We start from the raw sequence: 18,173 nt of genomic DNA on the forward strand, positions 1-18,173 counted from the left end.
GGTGGCGGCTTGGTAGCCGCGTTCCTCGAAGATTTTGGCCGCGGCGGTGAGGATGGTGCGGCGGGTGCGGATGGCGCGGTCCTGTGTGGCCATGGTTGGTCTCCCTCGGTCGGTGAGCCCGGAGACCCCGGAGACCCAATAAAAACCGTCCAGTTTGTATCTTAGTGGCTTGCATTTTGCACCACCGCTGAATCGGATTCAATGAGTTGCGGGGAAGTGGCCGTAACGGGCAGGTCGGTGCGGAGCGGCGACACCGAAGTCGCCCTCGTGGGCGCCCTGTTCACGCGGACGCGCAGCCCACCTCCCCGCCGTCCCGTAGCCGGCGTCGACGACGCGAACGGTTCCTTCGTGAGCCGGCACCGAGTCCGGGTGAAACGCTGGACTACGCGCTACCCAGGCCGAGTTGAGTACCAGTGCTCATGCCCGAGGGGTGGCCGCAGGGCGAGGATCAGTGCATCGCCTTCGACGAGGGCGCCGAACGAACCGCCCGACACCCTTACGGAGAACAAGCCATGTCCCGACATATCGCCCTGTCCGTGGCCGCTGGAGCAGTCGTCCTCGGAGGCGCCGGTGCACTCGCTTTCGCCTCCGGTGAGGACAGGGCGCCCGCCCTCCAGGACAGTTCCGCCCGCTACTCCGCCCCTGCCGGGGACCGGAACGGATCATTCACCTTCACCACCGACGTCGAGGCGGCCTCGGGTGTCAAGAGCCTGAAGGTGCTGCCGTGGCCCGCCGACTCCGACTTCGCGGACAAGGGGCTGACCGAGAAGGAGATGGCCGCCACCGAGGTGGAGTCGGCCTCCTGCGAGCCGGCCGGCGGCAAGACCGTGCGCTGCACCTACGTGAGCGAGATCAGCCGCACCGAGGCCGCACCCGAGCGCGGTTCCTGGTACGTCTCCGTGCTCGCCATCGCCAAGGACGGCACCACCACCCTGGACACCAAGGCGGCGGAGTTCGCCGTGAAGTGACAGCGTCCACCGAGGGCCCGTACTCGTCGAGGACGCCGCACGGGAGGGCGATCACGGGCGGTGGCAACCAGGAGTGTACGTTCGTACTCTCTGCCTATAGGGTCCTCGGCATGACTGTCGACGTACTGAGCCGGGCCGCCCCGGCCGAACGACGGGCTCGCGCAGCCGTAGCCGTGCTGTTCTTCACCAACGGAGCCCTTTTCGCCAACCTGCTGCCGAGATACCCGCAGATCAAGGCGGATCTCGGCATAGGCAACGCCGCCTACGGCCTGGCCGTCGCGGCGTTCCCCGCCGGCGCCATCACGGCGGGCCTCACGGCCGGAATGGCGATCCGGTGGCTGGGCTCGGCGCGGGCGGCCGTGGCCGGAACCCTGCTGACCGGTGCCGGGATCCTCGCCGCGGGCCTGGCCGACTCGGTGCTGATGTTCGCGGCGGCGCTGTTCGTGGCCGGAGCGATGGACTCGGTCACCGACGTCGCGCAGAACGCCCATGGCCTGCGGGTGCAGCGCCGCTACGGGCGCTCCATCATCAACTCCTTCCACGCCGTCTGGTCCATCGGCGCCGTCGTCGGCGGATCCATGGCCGCCGCGGCGATCGCGCTCGGCCTCTCACGCGGGCAGCACCTGACGATCTCCGCCGTGGCGTTCGCGATCGCCGCGTGCGTCGCCCTGCGGTTCTGCCTGCCCGGCCCCGAAACCGAGCCGGGCGCGGAACCCGACGCCGACAGCCCCCAGAAGCGCCGGCCGGAGCGTAGGGGGGCGGGCCTGCGCACCGGCTACGTACTCGCCGCACTCGTGCTCATCGCCACGGCCGGCACGCTCGTCGAGGACGCGGGCAGCTCCTGGGCCACGCTCTATCTCTCCAACTCCCTGCACGCGACAGTCACGTTGGCGGCCTGCGGCTACATCGCCCTGGTGGGAGCCCAGTTCATCGGCCGCATCATCGGCGACCGGCTCGTCGACCGGTTCGGTCAGCGCGCCGTGGCCCGCGTCGGCGGCCTCATCGCCGCGGTGGGCATGGGACTGGCGCTGGCCGTGCCCACGGTGCCCGGCACCATCCTCGGGTTCGCCGCGGCCGGATTCGGGGTGGCGACGCTGGTTCCCGCGGCGATGCACGAGGCGGACGAACTGCCAGGGCTCAAGCCCGGTTCGGGGCTGGCCATCGTCTCGTGGCTCATGCGTCTGGGCTTTCTGCTCTCCCCGCCGGTCGTCGGCCTGGTCGCGGACGCGACCAGCCTCCGGGTCGGCCTGCTGGTGGTGCCCTTCGCCGGCCTGATCGCACTGCTCCTCGCGGGAATGCTGCGGACCCGGCGACGATAGGCGGCACCCGGGGGCATTTTCGGAACGGGGGCGGCCTGCCGACCGTGAGTGTACGATCGTACGCATGTCGCCGGACTATTTCGCGCAGGATCCGCGCACGAACCTCGAACGCATGCTGGCGGGCGACCTGTATGTCGCCGACGACCCCGAGATCGCCCGCCGGCAACAGCAGGCCGTGCGTCTGGCCGCCCGCTACCAGGCCGCCTACGTCGAGGACGCCGACGCCGCGCGGCCGATCCTCGCCGAACTGCTCGGTTCCCTCGGCGAGGAGGTGCATGTGCGCCCACCCCTCCACGTCGACTACGGCAGCAACATCACCATCGGGGCGCGTACCTTCGTCAACTACAACCTGACCGCGCTGGACGTCGCGGCGATCAGCATCGGCGAGGACTGCCAGATCGGGCCGAACGTCCAGTTGCTCACCCCCACCCATCCCCTGGAACCGCAGCCCCGGCGCGACAAGCTGGAAGCCGCCCGTCCCATCACCATCGGGAACAACGTGTGGCTGGGCGGAGGCGCGATCGTCCTGCCCGGCGTGAGCATCGGGGACAACGCGGTCATCGGCGCCGGCGCTGTCGTGACGAAGGACGTGCCCGAGGGTGTCGTCGCCGTCGGCAACCCCGCCCGCCCGGTCCGGACTCTCTGAGGGGGGCCTGCCATGGCAACCGGGCACACCGACCCGCGGCGGCGCGAACGCATCATCACCGCGACCCTCGATCTCATCGCCGAGGAAGGCGTCGCCGGTGTCTCCCACCGGAAGATCGCCGCGCGCGCCGGTGTCCCCCTGGGATCGATGACCTACCACTTCAGCGGCATCGAAGAGCTGTTCCGGGAAGCGTTCACCCGCTTCGCCGACCACATCGTCGCGGTCTTCGACGCCCATCTCGCCTCCCCGGGCGACCGGGAGCAGGCGCGCGAGGCGGTGACCGATCTCGTCCACGTCCTGTCCGAGGGGAGTCCGCGCGATCTCGTACTCACCCAGGAGCTGTACACCCTCGCCGCCCGCCAGCCGGTCTACCGGCAACTCACCCAGGAGTGGATGCGCCGCAGCCGCGTCCACCTGGAGAAGCACTTCGACCCCGACACGGCCCGCCAACTCGACGCCCTCATCGAGGGGTTGACCCTCCACCGCGCACTGTCCCCCGAACCCCACGACCGCGCCCTGACACGCGAGGCGATCACCCGTATCACCACGACGGGCGAGCCGGACCGGTAGACCGGCCCGAGCGGCCCGAAACCTGAACCCGTGCCGCGCGGGCGTCGCCTCATGGCTTCCATGCCACCAGTGCGGCGCACTTCCTCGACCCCGCCCTGGAGTCCGGCCGGATCGTCCTCCCCGCGGACGGGCCGGTCAGCTGGACGGCGCACGCCGACCTCGCCGGCGCGGCCGCCGCCAGTCGTGTGGGTGAGTTCGCGACCGCGGACCCGACGTTGGCCAGCCTGCTCAGCCGTGAATCGGGGCCGTGACTCTACGGAGTGACCCTGTCGGAGGCCGGCCAGACGTAGGGCAGGTCGTCGGGGACGCCGGGGAAGAGCGGGGTGTAGAACTCCGGTGCCTTGCGTACCAGTGCCGACCGGTGGCTGCGGTGGAAGGCGGGGTCTCCCAGCCAGGGCGGCAGCTCGCCGTCGTCGGCGAGTTCCTCCTGGGCGCGTACACGAGGAGCGCCGGGGCGGTGCCGGCCGAAGTCGGAGACGAGCGTGGCGGCGCAGGTGTCGGCGCGTCCCTCCGCCACCCATGTGGCGCACATGTCCAGGCCGTAGCGGACCAGGGCCTCCTCGTAGCCGGTCCACATGCGCACCGCCGGATGGTGCCGCCACCCGTAGCCCGGCACGGTCAGGCCGCGCAGCACCTGAAGGGCCTCGACCCGCTGCTTTCCCAGACGCGCCTGGTCCAGGATCGCGGCGGACCGCACGAAGTCGGAATACGGAAGAAAGGTCTGCACCCCAAAATGCCTACCGCGGACGGCCCATTCCCATACGAGCGATTCGGGTGCACCTTTCCGCGGGGCGCGAAGTCCTCGCGGACCTGTGTGACGCCGTCGCGCCCTTTCACGTGCCGGCTACCGCTCACCGAGTGGTGAGCGCCCCGCCGACGGCACGCCAGTCGACCAGGCCGCGGCTCATGTTCACCGCTTCGAAGCCGTTCTCCACGAGGAGGTTCGCCGCACCGGCCGACCGGATACCGCCGGTGCAGAAGGTGATGAGGAGTCGGTCGTCGGGGAGTTCCAGGCAGCGTTCCGGGAGTTCTTCGAGCGGCATGTGAACGGCGCCCGGGATGTGCACCCGGTTCCACTCGAACTCGCGGCGGACGTCCACGACGAGCGCGCCGTCCGCCACCAGGCGGACCGCTTCGGCGGCGGTGACGGTGGGCGGGCGGCGCAGGTAATGGCGAAAGCTCATACGCGTCGCGCCTCCCGTCGCTGGAAAGGCGGCGACTGGGATTCCATGAGCTCCGGCTGGGATTCCATGACCTTCAGCCTAGCTGAAGGTCAGCCGGGTTCCGAGACCGCCCGTGCCCGGTGGGCACGCAGTGCCTCGGCCAGATCGGGATGCCGCGCACCGAACTCCGCGTCGAGGCGCCCCAGCACGTCGGCGGCCCTGGTCAGCAGCGACTCGCCCTCGGCCGTGACCCGCAGGCTCGACGCGGATCCGGCATGCGCGGTCCCGTCGTCGACGAACCCCGCGTCGACCAGCGCCGCCACCGCGGTGTGCGTGCTCTGCACGGTGATACGTGAGCGCCGGGCGAGCTCGCTGAACGAGATGCCGGGAGTTCCTCGGACGTGCCCCAGCAGCCCGTATTTGCGGGTGGTCAGCCCGAGTGGCTTCAGGGACTCGGTGAGCGTGGTCTCCCACACCCGGGCCAGGGTGAGCAGCATGACGGTGGGGCTGAAAGGGGGCGGCTCGGGCATGGAGGGAGGTTATCAACGGGGCACAGCGCTCTTCCGTGCCTGCCCGCCGTCGGGCGCCATGGTGGTGGCCGGTTCGTCCCGGGGTGAATTCCCCCGGATGTGTGGGCGCCCGGATGTCGGGCACTCGATGTCCCGAGCGCGTCACCGAATTCTGGAGACGCCGATCTGAACCCACAGCCCCGGCTGTGGAGAGTCAGAAGATTTTCGATGAAGGAGCCGTTTTATGAGTGACAGCATCTGGGGCTACCCGTCGACCGCGGGACACATCGTCGGTACCGACCTGACCGGATACAAGGTCGAGGCCACCGACGGATCCGTCGGCAAGGTCGACAAGCACTCGGACGACGTCAACTCCTCGTATCTGGTGGTCGACACCGGTGTCTGGATCTTCGGCAAGCACGTTCTGCTGCCGGCCGGCACCGTACGCGCCGTGGACCAGGCCGAACGGAAGATCTTCGTCGACCTCACCAAGGACCAGATCAAGGACTCCCCGGAGTTCGACAAGGACAAGCATGTCGGCGACGCGGGCTACCACGAGCAGCTGGGCGGCTACTACGGCAGTCACCGCCGTAGCTGACCCGCCCGCACCACCTCACGAGACGGGGCCGACCGCGGACACCGCGGTCGGCCCCCGTCCGTGCGCGTCCGCGGGCGCTCCGCGCGACGCGGGAGCCAGGGTGGGGGAGCCTGTGAGGAACGCCCTCGTTCGTTCCGGACCGATCGCACAGCTCACAGCCCATACAGCCCACAGCCCACAGCCCACGGCACACCGCTCGCGGACCCGGCCGCACCCGCTCCGGGATTCCGCGGTAGGCCCGCCCGCCGCGGAGGCCCCGACCACACCGTCGTACGACTTCAGACAGGAGAGTGATCACCATGGTGACCGTGAGTCTCACCGGGACGTCCAAGGAGGACGCCGCCACCGTCTTCGGCATCCTTCAGGAGGCCTTCCCCACGGACAACTCCCGTGACGCGTCGCTCCAGGAGCCGCCGAGCGACCACCCTGCCGTATGGACCGGTGAGTTCGAGCCGACGCAGGAACGCGTTCCGACGGGGCCCACGCCGCTGGGCGCTCCGGTCACGGCCACCCTGCAGGGCGGATACGCGGCTGTGGACCGGCTCTGCGAGGCCCTGGGCGACTCGTTCGCCGTGCAGGAGAAGGGCACGGCTTCGGGAGACCAGGAGAAGGAAGTCGAACTCCAGCTCGGCACCAAGCAGTAGAGGACCGGGATGGCCACGAAACGCGCCGCGATCTTCGATGTCGACGGGACGCTCGTCGACACCAACCATCTGCACGTCGTCACCTGGTGGGAGGCCTTCCGTCAGGCCGGGCACCGCGTTCCCATGCGGGAGATCCACCGGGCCGTGGGGCTCAGCGGCGGCGACCTGATCGAGCACCTGCTCGGTGACGAGCGCGACCCTGAGCAGGACGACCGGCTCTCCGCGGCCCACCACGCGCTCTACGGCACCTACTTCGAGCGGCTCCCGGCACTCGGCGCCGCGGGTGACCTGCTGCGCGCACTGGCCGGACGCGGCTGGGAGATCGTCCTGGCGACCTCGGCGGGCGACGCCGAACTCACCGCCCTGCGGCGTGCCATCGACGCGGACGACGTCATCCTCGGTGCGGCCAGCGCCGACGACGTCGCCGACGGCAAGCCTGCTCCGGGGCCTGTCGAAAAGGCCAGGAAACTGGCCGGTGTGCCCGCCGACCGGGCGGTGTTCGTCGGTGACACGGTCTGGGACATGAAGGCCGCCGATCGCGACGGCGTGACTCCCGTCGCGGTCCTGTCCGGCGGGATTCCGCGGGCCGACCTCGAATCGGCCGGTGCCCGCGCGGTCTACCGGGACCCCGCCGACCTGCTCGCCCATCTGGACGAGAGCGTCTTCGCCGACCTGGAGTGAGTGACGTCGGGGGCGACGGCCGACGGCCGATGGGCGTTCAGGGACGGAAGACCACGGCGGGGAGGACGACATCCTCCCCGCCGTGAGTCGTGATCCGTACGCCGCGCAGCCGCCGGTGAATCCGCTGGCCGGCCCGCCGGTCAGTCCGCCGGATGTCCCGGGGAGATGCCGTGCGCGTCGGCCAGGGTCAGCAGGCCGAAGCCGCTGTCCGCGGGGTGCTGTGCCGCCTCCGGAGTGAGCAGGAACCCGACGTGGTCGCCTCCGTCGAGGTGGCTGTCGACGCGGCCGACGAACCAGGCGGGCGCCTCGTCGAGGATCGGTGCTCCGCCCGGACCCGGATGCCAGGCGGCGCGGGCGAACTTGTCGGTGTGGTCGCCGGTCTCGCCGCCGAATAGGCGGGCCAGGTGGTCCTGGTCCTGGCGGAGCAGGTGGACCGTGAGCCGGTCGGCGCGAGTGGCGACACGGTAGGTCCGGTTGGCTTTCGAGAGCCACACCATGAAGCGGGCGGGCCGGATCGAGCACTGTGAGCCGAAGCCGACCAGACAGCCGGCCCGTTCACCGGCCGCCTCGGCGGTCACCACGTAGAGCGGATAGTCGAGCGCGTCGGTGAACGGATCCAGATCGGTCACGGTTCTTGGCTCCTTGCCGGGAGATCGGGTACTGGGGTCGTGGTCGACGGCTCCGAGCGGCGGCGGTCCGCAGCCGCTGCCCCGGCGCAGGTCAGTGGCCGCTCTCGTCACCGTGACTGCGCAGCAACTCCTTCACCTTGGCGACGGCGAATCCCCAGCCCTGTTCGACGGTGGGCTTTGCGGGTACGGCGATCTCGTCGGGGTTGGTGAGGACGTCGAGGAGCACCGGGCCGGGGGTGGCGAAAGCACGCTTCACCGCGTCGTCGAGGTCGCCGGGGTCGGTGACACGGATCCCGGTGATGCCGATGGCGGTGGCGACGGCGGCGAAGTCCGGGTTGTCCAGCACGGTTCCGAACTCGGGCAGACCGGCCTGCTCCTGCTCCAGCTTGACCATCCCGAGGCGACGGTTGTCGAAGACGACGAGCTTGACCGGCAGTCGGCAGGTCTTGAGGGTGATGAGATCGCCGAGGAGCATGCTCAGGCCGCCGTCGCCGCAGAACGCGACGACCTGGCGGTCCCGGTCCAGGTACTGCGCACCGAGTGCCTGCGGCATGGCGTTGGCCATGGAACCCAGGTTGTAGGAGCCCAGGAGTCGGCGCGCCCCGCGCATCTCGACGAACCGTGACAGCCAGACGGTGGCCATGCCGGTGTCCGAGGTGAAGATCGCGTCCTCGTCGGCGCTGCGGTCCACCGCGGCGGCCAGCGCCTCGGGGCGGATGCCGTGCTCCTGGTTGTCCAGGGCGGAGCGGACCCGGCCGATCAGCCCCTTGTCGTGGGCGGGGTCCGCCAGGTGCGCCTGGCCCTTTCGCCAGCTCAGGAAGTGTTCCCGCGCGCGCTCAAGGTGCCCCCGGTCACGGGTACCGGCTGTGTCGTCCGCCCCAGCCGTCTCACCGGCCTCAGCCGCCCCGGCCGTCTCGACCGCCCCGGCCGTCTCGACCGGCACCGTCGGTCCGGTCGTGAGGTGGGCGAGCAGGTCGCGCACGGTGGCACCCACGTCGCCGACCAGGCCGATGTCCACCGGGACACGGCGCCCGATGTGCGCGGGTTCGGTGTCGACCTGGATGACGGTGCGGCCCTCGGGATACCAGTCGCGGTAGGGGAAGTCGGTTCCCAGCAGGAGCAGGGTGTCCGCGTCCTGCATCGCCCCCGCCGCGGCCGGGTTCCCGATCAGACCGGTCTGGCCGACCTGGAAGGGGTTGTCACCCTCGAAACCCTCCTTGGCTTTCAGCGTCAGCACCATCGGGGCCGCGAGGCGGTCGGCCAGCGCCAGGACGTCGCTCCGGGCCGCCCGTGCGCCCTGCCCGACGAGCAGGGTGATCCGGTCCGCCCGGTCGAGCAGCTCGGCGGCCTGCCGTACGGCGGACTCCTCGGGGCGGGTGGTGGGCGTGGTGAGGGAGAAGCGGGCGGGGCGGTCCTTGGTCAGCTCCCGGTCGCCGAGGTCGCCCGGCACCGTGAGGACCGCGACGCCCTTGCGGCCCAGGGCGTTGCGTACCGCTGTCTCCAGGAGCTGCGGCAGTTGGTCGGGGTCGGTGATCGTGGCCCGGAAGACCGCCACGTCACGGAAGAGCAGGTCGTTGTCGACTTCCTGGAAGTAGTCGCTGCCCAGCTCGGACAGCGGGACCTGGCCCGCGATGGCCAGTACGGGGGTGCGGCTCTTTGCCGCGTCGTAGAGGCCGTTCAGCAGGTGGACCGAGCCGGGGCCGACGGTGCCCATGCACACCCCCAGGCTCCCGGAGAGCTGGGACTGGGCACTCGCGGCGAAGGCGGCCGCCTCCTCGTGGCGGCACCCCACCCATTCGACGCCCTCGGTGGTGCGGATCGCGTCGGTCAGGGGGTTGAGCGCGTCTCCGACGACGCCGAACACCTGGCGGACACCGAGTTCGTTCAGGGCGTCCACGATGACGCGTGCGACGGTTCGTGCCACGAATTCCTCCAGGTTCAGATGGTGAAGTGGTCGGGGTCGGCGGCCTTCCAGTCGGCCGCCCACAGGGAGGGCGGCTCGACCAGCAACTGGCCGGGGGAGAGCCATTCATGCAGCTCTTCATAGGAACGTACGATGTGCGGCGCCACGCGACGGCGCAGCATGTGCGGCCGAAGCTGCGCGGGATCGGTGACTCCCATGGACGCCATGATCTCCAGCGCGCTGCTGACGGTGGCCTCCTGCAAGCGTCGCACCCGCTCCGCCTTGTCGCCCACGTCGAGCGCGCGGGCCCGTCGCGGGTCCTGGGTGGTGACGCCGACCGGGCACCTGTTGGTGTGGCAGCGCTGGGCCTGGATGCAACCGACCGCGAACATCATGGCGCGGGCCGCGTTGCCGTAGTCGGCGCCCTGGACCAGCCGCTTGACGAGGTCGGCGCCGGTGGCGATCTTGCCGCTCGCGCCGATCCGGATCCGGTCCCGCAGGCCCGCCCCGACCAACGCGTTGTGCACGGTGACCAGGCCCTCGGTGAGCGGCGTACCCACGTGGTCGGCGAATTCGAGCGGGGCGGCACCGGTGCCGCCTTCCGCGCCGTCGACGATGATGAAGTCGGGCGTGATGCCCTCTTCGATCATCGCCTTGCACACGGCGAGGAACTGGCGCCGTGAGCCGGGGCACAGCTTGAAACCGGCCGGTTTGCCGCCGGACAGTTCCCGCATCCGCGCGATGAAGAGGACGAGTTCACGAGGCGTGGAGAACACCCGGTGGTAGGGCGGTGAGATGACCGTCTGCCCCTCGGGGACATCCCGCACCCGGGCGATCTCCGCGTTCACCTTGGCTCCGGGCAGGACACCCCCGATGCCGGGCTTGGCGCCCTGCGACAGCTTGAGAGACACGCACTTGACAGTGTCCCCCGAGGCCTTCTCGGCGAACTCTCCCGCGTCGAAGTCCCCGTCCTTGGTACGGCAGCCGAAGTAGCCGGTACCTATCTCCCAGACCAGGTCACCGCCGGAGCGCAGGTGGTACTCCGACAGTCCGCCCTCACCCGTGTCCTGGGCGAAACCGCCCTTGGCGGCGCCCCGGTTGAGAGCCAGCACGGCGTTGGCGGACAGCGAGCCGAAGCTCATCGCGGAGACGTTCAGCAGCGCCATGTCGTACGGCTTGGTGCAGTCGGGGCCCCCGATCCGTACCCGGGGCGGGTCCTCGGGGACCGGACGGGGAACCATCGAGGGGACCAGGTACTCGTAGCCCGCCTCGTACACATCGCGTTCGGTGCCGAACGGCTCCTCCGCGGCCGTGCCCTTGGCACGCTCGTAGACGATGCTGCGTACGTCGCGGTCGAAGGGCCGCCCGTCGAAGTTCCGCTCGACGAAGTACTGCTGCAGTTCGGGGCGGATCCGTTCCAGCAGGAAGCGGGCGTGCCCGAGCACCGGGTAGTTGCGCAGCACCGAGTGGCGGCGCTGGGTCAGGTCCCACACCCCGATCACGCCGATGGCGGCCAAGGGCACGGCGGCCGCCCAGTACCAGGGCGACATGACCGCGGCCGCGCCGGCCGCTGCGAGGGCGGCGGCCACGGCCGCCATGATGATTCCGGTTCTCAGCACGACTCCCGCATAACCCGGCGGCACTGATTCACACGGATCCACCGCACAAGCCGCGACCACATGCGCGATCTTTACGAAAGGCGGTGCTGTACGGACCTTACGAAAAGCGGCGCTTTACGAAGGGCGGCGCTGGGGACGGAAGCGACATCGCGCGACTGGCGTAAACGGATACGATAGGACCGAAAGTCCTGTTCCGGAAACCCGCCCCTCCGTGGATCCGGCCGTAGAGAGGGGCACCGCTTCATGGCTTCGGAAGTACAGCCCGCCCCGGGAAGCCCCGCCTGGTGGGCGAGCCGGACGCCCGCCCCCGCCTACCGGCGAGGCCGTCCCCCGATGGACGCCGGGCGGATCGTCGACAAGGCCCTGGAGCTCATCGACGAGGTCGGGATCCAGGCGTTGACCCTGCGCATGCTCGCCGACGCCCTGAACTCGGGCACGGCCACGCTCTACCGGCGTTTCGAGGGCAAGGACGAACTCCTCGCTCTCGTCGCCGACAGGATCCTGGGCGAAGTCCGCGTCGATCCCGAGGAACTGGACGGCCTGCCCTGGCGGGAATCCGTCACGGTCGCGGCGAAGGCCTTCTACGGCACCCTGGGCCGGCACCCCAACGCGCTGAGCCTGCTGGCGGCCCAGGTACCCGTCGGTCCGAACGGCCTGCGGGGCAGGGAACGGCTCATCGGGCTGCTGCTGGGCCATGGTTTCTCCGTCGGTCTGGCCGCCCGTTCCTTCACGGCCATCGGCCACTATGTGATCGGGTTCGCCATCCAGCAGTACGGCCCCGGAACCCCCCGCCCGGAGGACCGGACGCAACTGCGGGACTACTACCGCTCTCTCGACCCCGCCGCGTTCCCGGCCACCACGGCCGCCGCCGACGAGCTGACCTCAGTACCTCTGGACGACGAGTTCCTGTTCGGCCTGGACCTGCTCCTCGACGGCCTGGAACGGGCGAGACTCGATGAGCCGTCAGGCCGTACGGCAGTCGGGCCGTCGGTCAGTGCCAGCCGATCCACTCGGCCACGGCACGGCCCATGACCAGCTCCAGGTCGCGGCCCCGGAGCCAGGGCAGTTCCTCGGTGAACATCGTCACCGCCTCGCGCCACGAACAGCTCAGGCGTGTGATGTCAGTGCCCAGAACATGCGCTCGGCGCCGTAGGAGTCGAAGACCCGGCGCAGTACGCCGTGTGTGCCCGCGAACGGGTACGGGTCCGTCGCCATGCCCGGTACGCCCGTCGCCTTAACGCCGATGTTGGGGTGACGCGCGAGGGCGAGCAGGGCGTCGAGGTGTGCTGCCGCGGTGGGCAGCTTCTCGAAGGGGTTGACGGCGAGGTGGTCGATCAGCAGGCGCATGTCCGGGTAGCGCGCGGCGATGTCGCCGACGGCGGACAGGTACGGGGGCAGCACCATCAGCCCCACGGGAATGCCGCGCCGGTCGGCGGCAGCCCACAGCCAGTCGAGCCCGCCCGACGCGAGGCGGTCGGCCATCTCCGGCGCCGCCAGCATGAAACGCAGGCCCAGCATGCCGGGTCTGTCCAGCCAGACGTCGACGAGGGACTCGTCCGCGGCCTTGTCGAGGGGGAACCAGCCGAGGGTCGCGAACCGCTCGGGATGCCGGACCGACGCCTCTACGGCGTAGTCGTTGGCACCGGCGTCCCAGATCGCCGGACAGTTGACGGCGCGGTCCACGTGCGCCTCGTCCATGTCACGCAGAGCGGATTCGACCGTGTACGGCGCACGCCAGTGGTGCGGGGGCGCGTTCTCGCCGACCCAGAGGTGGATCTGCGCGTCGATGATCTGCACGGGGACTGTCCTCTCAGTTCGTGATCTCGGAACTCGGCAGGCCGCACAGGCGGGCCGTCATCCAGTCGGCGACGAGCGCGTCACGGTCGTGCTTGTGGTTGTAGACGCAGTGGTTGCCGTCGGAGAAGACGACCATCCGCTTGTCGTCCGTGGGCGCGCCGCGCAGCAGGATCCGCCCCAGGTCGGTCGAGACCATGGGGTCCTCGCCGCCCTGCACGACCAGCAGGGGATAGCCGGCGTTGGGTCCGTCGGCGAGCGGTGTGACGGTCTTCCAGACGTCCACGGCTCGCTCGGCGTCGTCGGCGCCGCAGGCGGCCACCATCTTCGAGAAGAAGGTCCCCATGGTCGGCGGCACGAGCCAGGGGGCGTGGATCCCGCCGTTGTCCACGCAGGCCCGGATCCGCGTGTCCCGCGCCGCGACGGTCATGGCGGCGCTGCCGCCCATGCTGTTGCCGACGATGCCGATCGGCCGTCCGGGGGAGCGCTCGTCGAGGAAGCCGACAGCCCGCTCATAGGCATCGAGCCAGTGGGGGGTGAGGTAGTGCTCGTGAGTGAGCCGCGTTTCGCCCTGGCCGGGACCGTCCAGCAGAAGTGCGTCGACGCCGCGTGCCGCGAGCGCCTCGCCGACGCTGTCGAAGTCCATCGCCCAGCCTTCGACGCCGCCGATGACGATGGCCGAGCCGACCGCTTCGCCGCCCGCCGGGACGAGCCAGCCCGCCAGGGGGCCGCCGTCCGTTTCGATCGTGACCCGCTCGCGGTCGCCGCTCGCTTCGGCGGCCCGGGCGTAGAGCTCCGCGGCGCGGGCGAAGATCGCCCGGCGTTCCGCGGTGTCGGACACCATCATCATCTGGCTCATACGCAGCAGGGTGGACGCGCGGCGCAGGTACGCGATCCGCGTGGTCCTCCAGACGGGTTCCGCGGCGCCCTCGACCCGGCGCAGACACACGTCCGCCAGCTCCGTGGCGGCCGAGCACCAGTCCTGCTCCTCGACAACGCGGCCACGCAACTCGACGGCGTCCGCGTGGTCGACGCCGTAGCCGGTCATACGCTCCAGGGGGAACTGGCGCAGCCCGGCCCGCGATTCGGCCGTGAGCCCCGAGGTGGCCTCCTCCGTCTCCGCGCGGCTGCCGACGAACGGCAGGGTCACGACCGGAGCCCCGTGTTCCGTGGTGACCTCCTGGTGGGCAGGTCCGTGTGCGGATCGATGTGCGGATCGGCGTGCAGACATTCCGAAGCTCCTCCTGATCGGCCTGGCGTGCAGTCGTACGTCAGGCGGGCTGGTACCTGGTACCCGGTATCCGCCTTCGGCGGGTCGAGGACTCCGCGCGGTCTCGAACGCGCGGGAGATGCCGTCGCTGACCGCTCACCCCGGGGTGAGCGCCTTGGACGTGGTGGCGAAGGAGGTCGCCCAGTCGCCGGTGATGATGTCGCCGATGTATCCGTCGGGCCGGACCAGGATCAGAGCGTCGCCGTCGACGCCGTAGATGCGGGCGAGCCCGCCGGTGTCGTCGGTGAGGTGGGCACTGTCGGTTCCGTGCCCGCCGCGCCCGCTGCCGACCGCGTAGCGGCGTAGGTCCGCGCCCTCGGCCGGCCACGCCAGGCTCGGGAGGGCTCCCGTCGCGCCGGGGCCGAAGGCCAGCAGGGTGAAGTGCGGCCCGCGGTAGAGGTCGAAGAGGCGCCTGGAGCCCTGTGCGGTGCACGGCGCGTCCGGTGCCCGGTCGCCCACGTGCAGGGTCTTGGTGGCCGGAGCGTCCGCGGGGGCGAGCGGACCGCCGGCGTAGGAGAGCCCGAGCTGCCGCTCCTCGTCGCCGCGCTTCAGACCGGCGACGCGGTGCTTGCTGAGGCTGCGGTAGAGCTCGGTGGACTTGCCGAGCACCCCCGCGGCGATCGGGAGACGTTCGGCTTCGTAGCTGTCGAGCAGGCTGTCCGGTGCTCCGGCGACGGCCTGGCCGAGTTTCCAGCCGAGGTTGTAGGCGTCCTGCACACCCGTGTTGAGGCCCTGCGCGCCGGCCGGGGTGTGCACGTGCGCGGCGTCGCCCGCCAGGAAGACCCGGCCCTGGCGGTAGTGCTCGACGAGGCGGACGTTGGGCCGGAACGCCGAGGTCCAGGTGATGTCGCGGAGCTTGAGACCCGTGAGCGCGTGGAACCGTTCGGCCAGGGCCGCATGGCCGAGGTCCGGCGTGTCGCCCGGCTTCAGCCGGATCATCACCTGGAACTGGTCGGAGCGCGGCAGCGGACATGCCCCCGCCGATACCCGGGGCCACATGTGCCACCGGTCGCGGGACAGTCCGTCGATGGCGCAGTCGACGATGAGGGTCCTGTCCGAGTCGTCGGTCTCCCCGACGAAGCCGAGACCGGTGGCCCCGCGGACGACGCTGGCTCCGCCGTCGGCACCGACGAGGTACTTGCCGCGCACACGCTCGCCGGTGGACAACGTCGCCGTGACCCCGTCCGCGTCCTGCTCCAAGCCCTCAAGGGCGACCCCGTACTCGACGCGCAGTCCGAGGCGTTCGAGCAGACGGTGCAGGATGGCGTCGGTGCGATGCTGCGGCAGCAGCAGGATGTTGGGATAGGGGACGTCCGGAGTGGCCTTGTTCCGTTGCTGCATCCTCCACGGAGCGGTGACCGGCCCGAGGTGGAGTCCCGCGAGAGGGTAGGGGCCGCCTTCCGCGTGTGCCTCGTGCAGTACGCCGAGATCCTCGAGGACTTCCTGGGTGCGGGGCTGGATCCCCTTGGCGCGTGAGCCCTCGAAGGCGTGCGGCGCCTTGTCGATGACACGGACGCTCAGGCCGCGCCGCAGCAGGTCGGCCGCCAGCGTCGAGCCGGTCGGACCGGCTCCCGCGACGAGCACGTCGATGTCCTGGTGTTCTGCCATGGTGATCGACCTCAATGGGTTCTCGGAACGGTGATCGCACGCTTCGGCTTGTCCGTCCCCAGGTATTGGATACGCCGTAGCCGATTAATTATGGGCACAGCGTAGCCGTTTACTGGAGACGGGGGCAAGGGGGGGGTGCGGGCCCTCCCTGTGGCGCCAAGTGGTGCCACTCGGTGCCACTCGGTGCCAATTCAGGGTCTCGCGAGCGTGTGAAGGGGGTGTGGCACCACAGTGGGGCGAGGTCTCACCCTCGTGTTCTCGCAGGTCAGGGGTGCAGGCGTCCATATTGATGTGCGGCGGGCGCCATTCAGTCTTGCGTGTGGCGCCAAGATGGTGCCATGATGGCGTCATGGACCTCACCCCGTATGTCGACACCCTTCGCCGCGAACTCGCGGTGGCCGCCGAGGCCGGCGGCGAGGAAGCCCGCGAGCTGGCCGAGAGGCTGACGGCTCCCTTGGAGTCGGCCACCCGGCTGACCATGCTCAGCGTGCTCTCCGCCGCGATGGACGAGGTCACCCGCGAACTCGCCCCCGGTTCGGTCGACGTACGACTGCGCGGGCTCGACCCCGACTTCGTGGTGACGCGACCGCCCACCGACGGCGGTGCCCCCTCGGAGCCGTTCGCGCCCCTCGACCCGCTCAAGGCCCCCGCTCCGGTCGACGGCGACGAGGGTGGCGCCGCCCGCGTCAACCTGCGCCTGCCGGCTCACCTCAAGGCCCGCGCCGAGGAGGCCGCGGCCCGAGAGGGTCTGTCGGTCAACGCGTGGCTGGTCCGGGCCGTGTCGGCCGCGGTCGACGGCGGCACCCGGCCGCGTACGACGGACAGGACCCAGACCATCGGACAGAGCATCACGGGCTGGGTCCGCTAGCCGCGGCCCGTCGGTCATCAGCCCACCCACACCACGTCCCACCAGCGGGGACGCCCCAAGGACTCAAGAGGACGGGACAGCCATGCCTACTTTCGACACTCCCGAACCGATCTCGGCCACGGCTCACGTGGAGGCCGGTTCGATCCGCTTCACCGCGGGCGACCGCCTCGACACGGTCGTCGAGGTGAAGCCCCGCGACCCGAAGAAGGATCAGGACGTACGGACGGCCGACCAGACCGAGGTGACCTACGCGGGCGGCGCGCTGACCGTCAGGACGCCCAAGCAGCGCTATCTGTTCGGACGTACCGGCACCGTCGACGTGACGGTCGAACTGCCCACCGGCTCGCGCGTGGACATGACCGGAGCCTGGGCGCAGGTGCTCGGTGAGGGCCTGCTCGGCGAGGTCCGTGTGAAGACCTCTTCCGGCGACGTGCGCCTCGACACCACCGGCCCGCTGAAACTGACCGCCTCCCACGGCTCGATCACCGTGCGACGGGTCGAGGGCAAGGCCGAGATCACCACCAGCTCCGGCAGCTTGCGCGTCGGTTTCGTCGACGGCCCCGCCGCCCTGAAGAACTCGCACGGCATGACGACCATCGGCGCCGCGACCGGCGAACTGCGCGCGAGTGGCGCCAACGGCGACATCATGATCGAGCGCGCCGAGGCCTCGGTCGTCGCCACCACCGTTCACGGCGCCCTGCGCGTGGGCGAAGTGGCCCGCGGAGAAGTCCAGTTGGACACGTCCTACGGTGCCATCGAGGTCGGTATCCGCGAGGGCACCGCCGCCTGGCTCGACGTCAGCTCCGACAACGGGCAGGTGCGCAACACCCTCACCGCTTCCGACGCCCCGGAGAAGACCGAGGACACGGTCAAGGTCCGCGCCCGCACCCGGTACGGCAACATCGACATCCTCCGCGCCAAGGCCTGAAGGGCCCCGCCCCGACGCCGCACCGCCGGGCCCCAACTCGCCCGTGCACCACTTCGCTTCCCCTCGCTCACCTTGTCACCTCAGCCTTCGAACGGGAGGGCTCCATGCCTTCATCTGTCATGCCCACATCCAGCCCGGACGGCGTTCGCCCGTCGCCGGCCGCCATCTCCGCCGCCGGGCTGCGCAAGTCCTACGGCGAGAAGACCGTGCTCGACGGGATCGATCTGCGCATCCCTGCGGGGTCGGTGTTCGCGCTGCTCGGTCCGAACGGTGCCGGCAAGACCACCGCCGTGAAGATCCTCTCCACGCTGATCGGCGCCGACGGCGGGCAGGCGCAGGTCGCGGGGCACGACCTCGCCATCGACCCGCAGGGCGTGCGGGCCGCGATCGGTGTCACCGGTCAGTTCTCCGCCGTCGACGGCCTGATCACCGGCGAGGAGAACATGTTCCTGATGG

At 70.5% G+C, this 18,173-nt stretch carries 20 protein-coding genes and 1 pseudogene; 11 read left to right on the top strand and 10 right to left on the bottom strand.

All coding sequences use genetic code 11. The annotated features are described in order from the left end of the window. Positions 1-93: pseudogene (locus ACIP79_RS42100) on the bottom strand (TetR/AcrR family transcriptional regulator); the annotation flags it as partial. A 419-nt stretch (positions 94-512) separates the two neighbouring features. On the opposite strand from ACIP79_RS42100, the gene ACIP79_RS42105 reads away from it, so the two are divergent. The 4 genes from ACIP79_RS42105 to ACIP79_RS42120 all read left to right on the top strand — a co-directional run bounded on the left by ACIP79_RS42105 (position 513) and on the right by ACIP79_RS42120 (position 3,503). After that, positions 513-968, top strand: a complete 456-nt coding sequence (locus ACIP79_RS42105) for a DUF5707 domain-containing protein (RefSeq protein ID WP_401233241.1) — start codon at positions 513-515, stop codon at positions 966-968. A gap of 110 nt (positions 969-1,078) precedes the next feature. Continuing rightward, positions 1,079-2,287, top strand: a complete 1,209-nt coding sequence (locus ACIP79_RS42110) for an MFS transporter (protein ID WP_401233243.1) — start codon at positions 1,079-1,081, stop codon at positions 2,285-2,287. Between the two features lie 64 nt (positions 2,288-2,351). Next, a complete protein-coding gene (locus tag ACIP79_RS42115) occupies positions 2,352-2,933 on the top strand; it encodes a sugar O-acetyltransferase (RefSeq protein ID WP_401233246.1) in 582 nt (193 codons plus the stop codon). A 12-nt stretch (positions 2,934-2,945) separates the two neighbouring features. After that, positions 2,946-3,503 carry a TetR/AcrR family transcriptional regulator gene (locus ACIP79_RS42120; RefSeq protein ID WP_401233249.1) on the top strand — a complete coding sequence of 186 codons (558 nt, stop codon included), beginning with the start codon at positions 2,946-2,948 and terminating at the stop codon, positions 3,501-3,503. Positions 3,504-3,756: 253 nt separating this feature from the next. Here the strand turns inward: ACIP79_RS42120 and ACIP79_RS42125 are convergent, their stop codons facing one another. From ACIP79_RS42125 to ACIP79_RS42135, 3 genes are all read right to left on the bottom strand, one after another. Continuing rightward, complete coding sequence (locus tag ACIP79_RS42125) at positions 3,757-4,230, bottom strand: MSMEG_6728 family protein (protein ID WP_401233251.1); 474 nt, start codon at positions 4,228-4,230, stop codon at positions 3,757-3,759. A 124-nt stretch (positions 4,231-4,354) separates the two neighbouring features. Continuing rightward, entirely contained in the window at positions 4,355-4,687 is a 333-nt protein-coding gene (locus ACIP79_RS42130; protein WP_401233254.1) for a rhodanese-like domain-containing protein, read from the bottom strand. A gap of 89 nt (positions 4,688-4,776) precedes the next feature. Continuing rightward, positions 4,777-5,196, bottom strand: coding sequence for a MarR family winged helix-turn-helix transcriptional regulator (locus ACIP79_RS42135; RefSeq protein ID WP_401233257.1), 420 nt, complete (start codon positions 5,194-5,196; stop codon positions 4,777-4,779). 223 nt (positions 5,197-5,419) lie between these two features. On the opposite strand from ACIP79_RS42135, the gene ACIP79_RS42140 reads away from it, so the two are divergent. The 3 genes from ACIP79_RS42140 (at position 5,420) to ACIP79_RS42150 (ending at position 7,098) form a co-directional block, all read left to right on the top strand. After that, positions 5,420-5,773, top strand: coding sequence for a PRC-barrel domain-containing protein (locus tag ACIP79_RS42140; RefSeq protein WP_383688565.1), 354 nt, complete (start codon positions 5,420-5,422; stop codon positions 5,771-5,773). Positions 5,774-6,072: 299 nt separating this feature from the next. After that, complete coding sequence (locus ACIP79_RS42145) at positions 6,073-6,417, top strand: hypothetical protein (protein ID WP_401233260.1); 345 nt, start codon at positions 6,073-6,075, stop codon at positions 6,415-6,417. A 9-nt stretch (positions 6,418-6,426) separates the two neighbouring features. Beyond that, on the top strand, positions 6,427-7,098 hold the full coding sequence (locus ACIP79_RS42150) for an HAD family hydrolase (RefSeq protein WP_401233262.1): 672 nt from the start codon (positions 6,427-6,429) through the stop codon (positions 7,096-7,098). Positions 7,099-7,238: 140 nt separating this feature from the next. Here the strand turns inward: ACIP79_RS42150 and ACIP79_RS42155 are convergent, their stop codons facing one another. The 3 genes from ACIP79_RS42155 to ACIP79_RS42165 all read right to left on the bottom strand — a co-directional run bounded on the left by ACIP79_RS42155 (position 7,239) and on the right by ACIP79_RS42165 (position 11,228). Further along, positions 7,239-7,727: a flavin reductase family protein gene (locus ACIP79_RS42155; RefSeq protein ID WP_401233265.1), complete on the bottom strand. Its 489-nt coding sequence runs from the start codon at positions 7,725-7,727 to the stop codon at positions 7,239-7,241. Between the two features lie 91 nt (positions 7,728-7,818). Next, positions 7,819-9,651, bottom strand: a complete 1,833-nt coding sequence (locus tag ACIP79_RS42160) for a thiamine pyrophosphate-dependent enzyme (protein WP_401233268.1) — start codon at positions 9,649-9,651, stop codon at positions 7,819-7,821. Positions 9,652-9,665: 14 nt separating this feature from the next. Next, on the bottom strand, positions 9,666-11,228 hold the full coding sequence (locus ACIP79_RS42165) for an FMN-binding glutamate synthase family protein (RefSeq protein WP_401233291.1): 1,563 nt from the start codon (positions 11,226-11,228) through the stop codon (positions 9,666-9,668). A 264-nt stretch (positions 11,229-11,492) separates the two neighbouring features. Here ACIP79_RS42165 and ACIP79_RS42170 point away from each other — a divergent pair, with 264 nt between their 5' ends. Continuing rightward, positions 11,493-12,281 (top strand): TetR/AcrR family transcriptional regulator, encoded by a 789-nt coding sequence (locus ACIP79_RS42170; protein ID WP_401233271.1) that lies wholly within the window; start codon positions 11,493-11,495, stop codon positions 12,279-12,281. A 75-nt stretch (positions 12,282-12,356) separates the two neighbouring features. On the opposite strand, the gene ACIP79_RS42175 is transcribed toward ACIP79_RS42170, so the two are convergent. From ACIP79_RS42175 to ACIP79_RS42185, 3 genes are all read right to left on the bottom strand, one after another. Further along, on the bottom strand, positions 12,357-13,046 hold the full coding sequence (locus tag ACIP79_RS42175; RefSeq protein WP_401233274.1) for an amidohydrolase family protein: 690 nt from the start codon (positions 13,044-13,046) through the stop codon (positions 12,357-12,359). 13 nt (positions 13,047-13,059) lie between these two features. After that, a complete protein-coding gene (locus ACIP79_RS42180; protein ID WP_401233276.1) occupies positions 13,060-14,274 on the bottom strand; it encodes an alpha/beta hydrolase in 1,215 nt (404 codons plus the stop codon). Positions 14,275-14,409: 135 nt separating this feature from the next. Beyond that, positions 14,410-15,921, bottom strand: a complete 1,512-nt coding sequence (locus ACIP79_RS42185; RefSeq protein WP_401233279.1) for an FAD-dependent monooxygenase — start codon at positions 15,919-15,921, stop codon at positions 14,410-14,412. Positions 15,922-16,270: 349 nt separating this feature from the next. On the opposite strand from ACIP79_RS42185, the gene ACIP79_RS42190 reads away from it, so the two are divergent. The 3 genes from ACIP79_RS42190 to ACIP79_RS42200 form a co-directional block, all read left to right on the top strand. Beyond that, entirely contained in the window at positions 16,271-16,789 is a 519-nt protein-coding gene (locus ACIP79_RS42190; protein ID WP_401233282.1) for a toxin-antitoxin system HicB family antitoxin, read from the top strand. Positions 16,790-16,871: 82 nt separating this feature from the next. Next, a complete protein-coding gene (locus tag ACIP79_RS42195) occupies positions 16,872-17,717 on the top strand; it encodes a DUF4097 family beta strand repeat-containing protein (protein ID WP_401233285.1) in 846 nt (281 codons plus the stop codon). Positions 17,718-17,836: 119 nt separating this feature from the next. Then, positions 17,837-18,173 (top strand): ATP-binding cassette domain-containing protein (locus ACIP79_RS42200; protein WP_401233288.1); only part of this gene is annotated, 337 nt, incomplete at its 3' end.

This window comes from Streptomyces sp. NPDC088747, from assembly GCF_044751025.1.
Classification (GTDB): Bacteria; Actinomycetota; Actinomycetes; order Streptomycetales; family Streptomycetaceae; genus Streptomyces.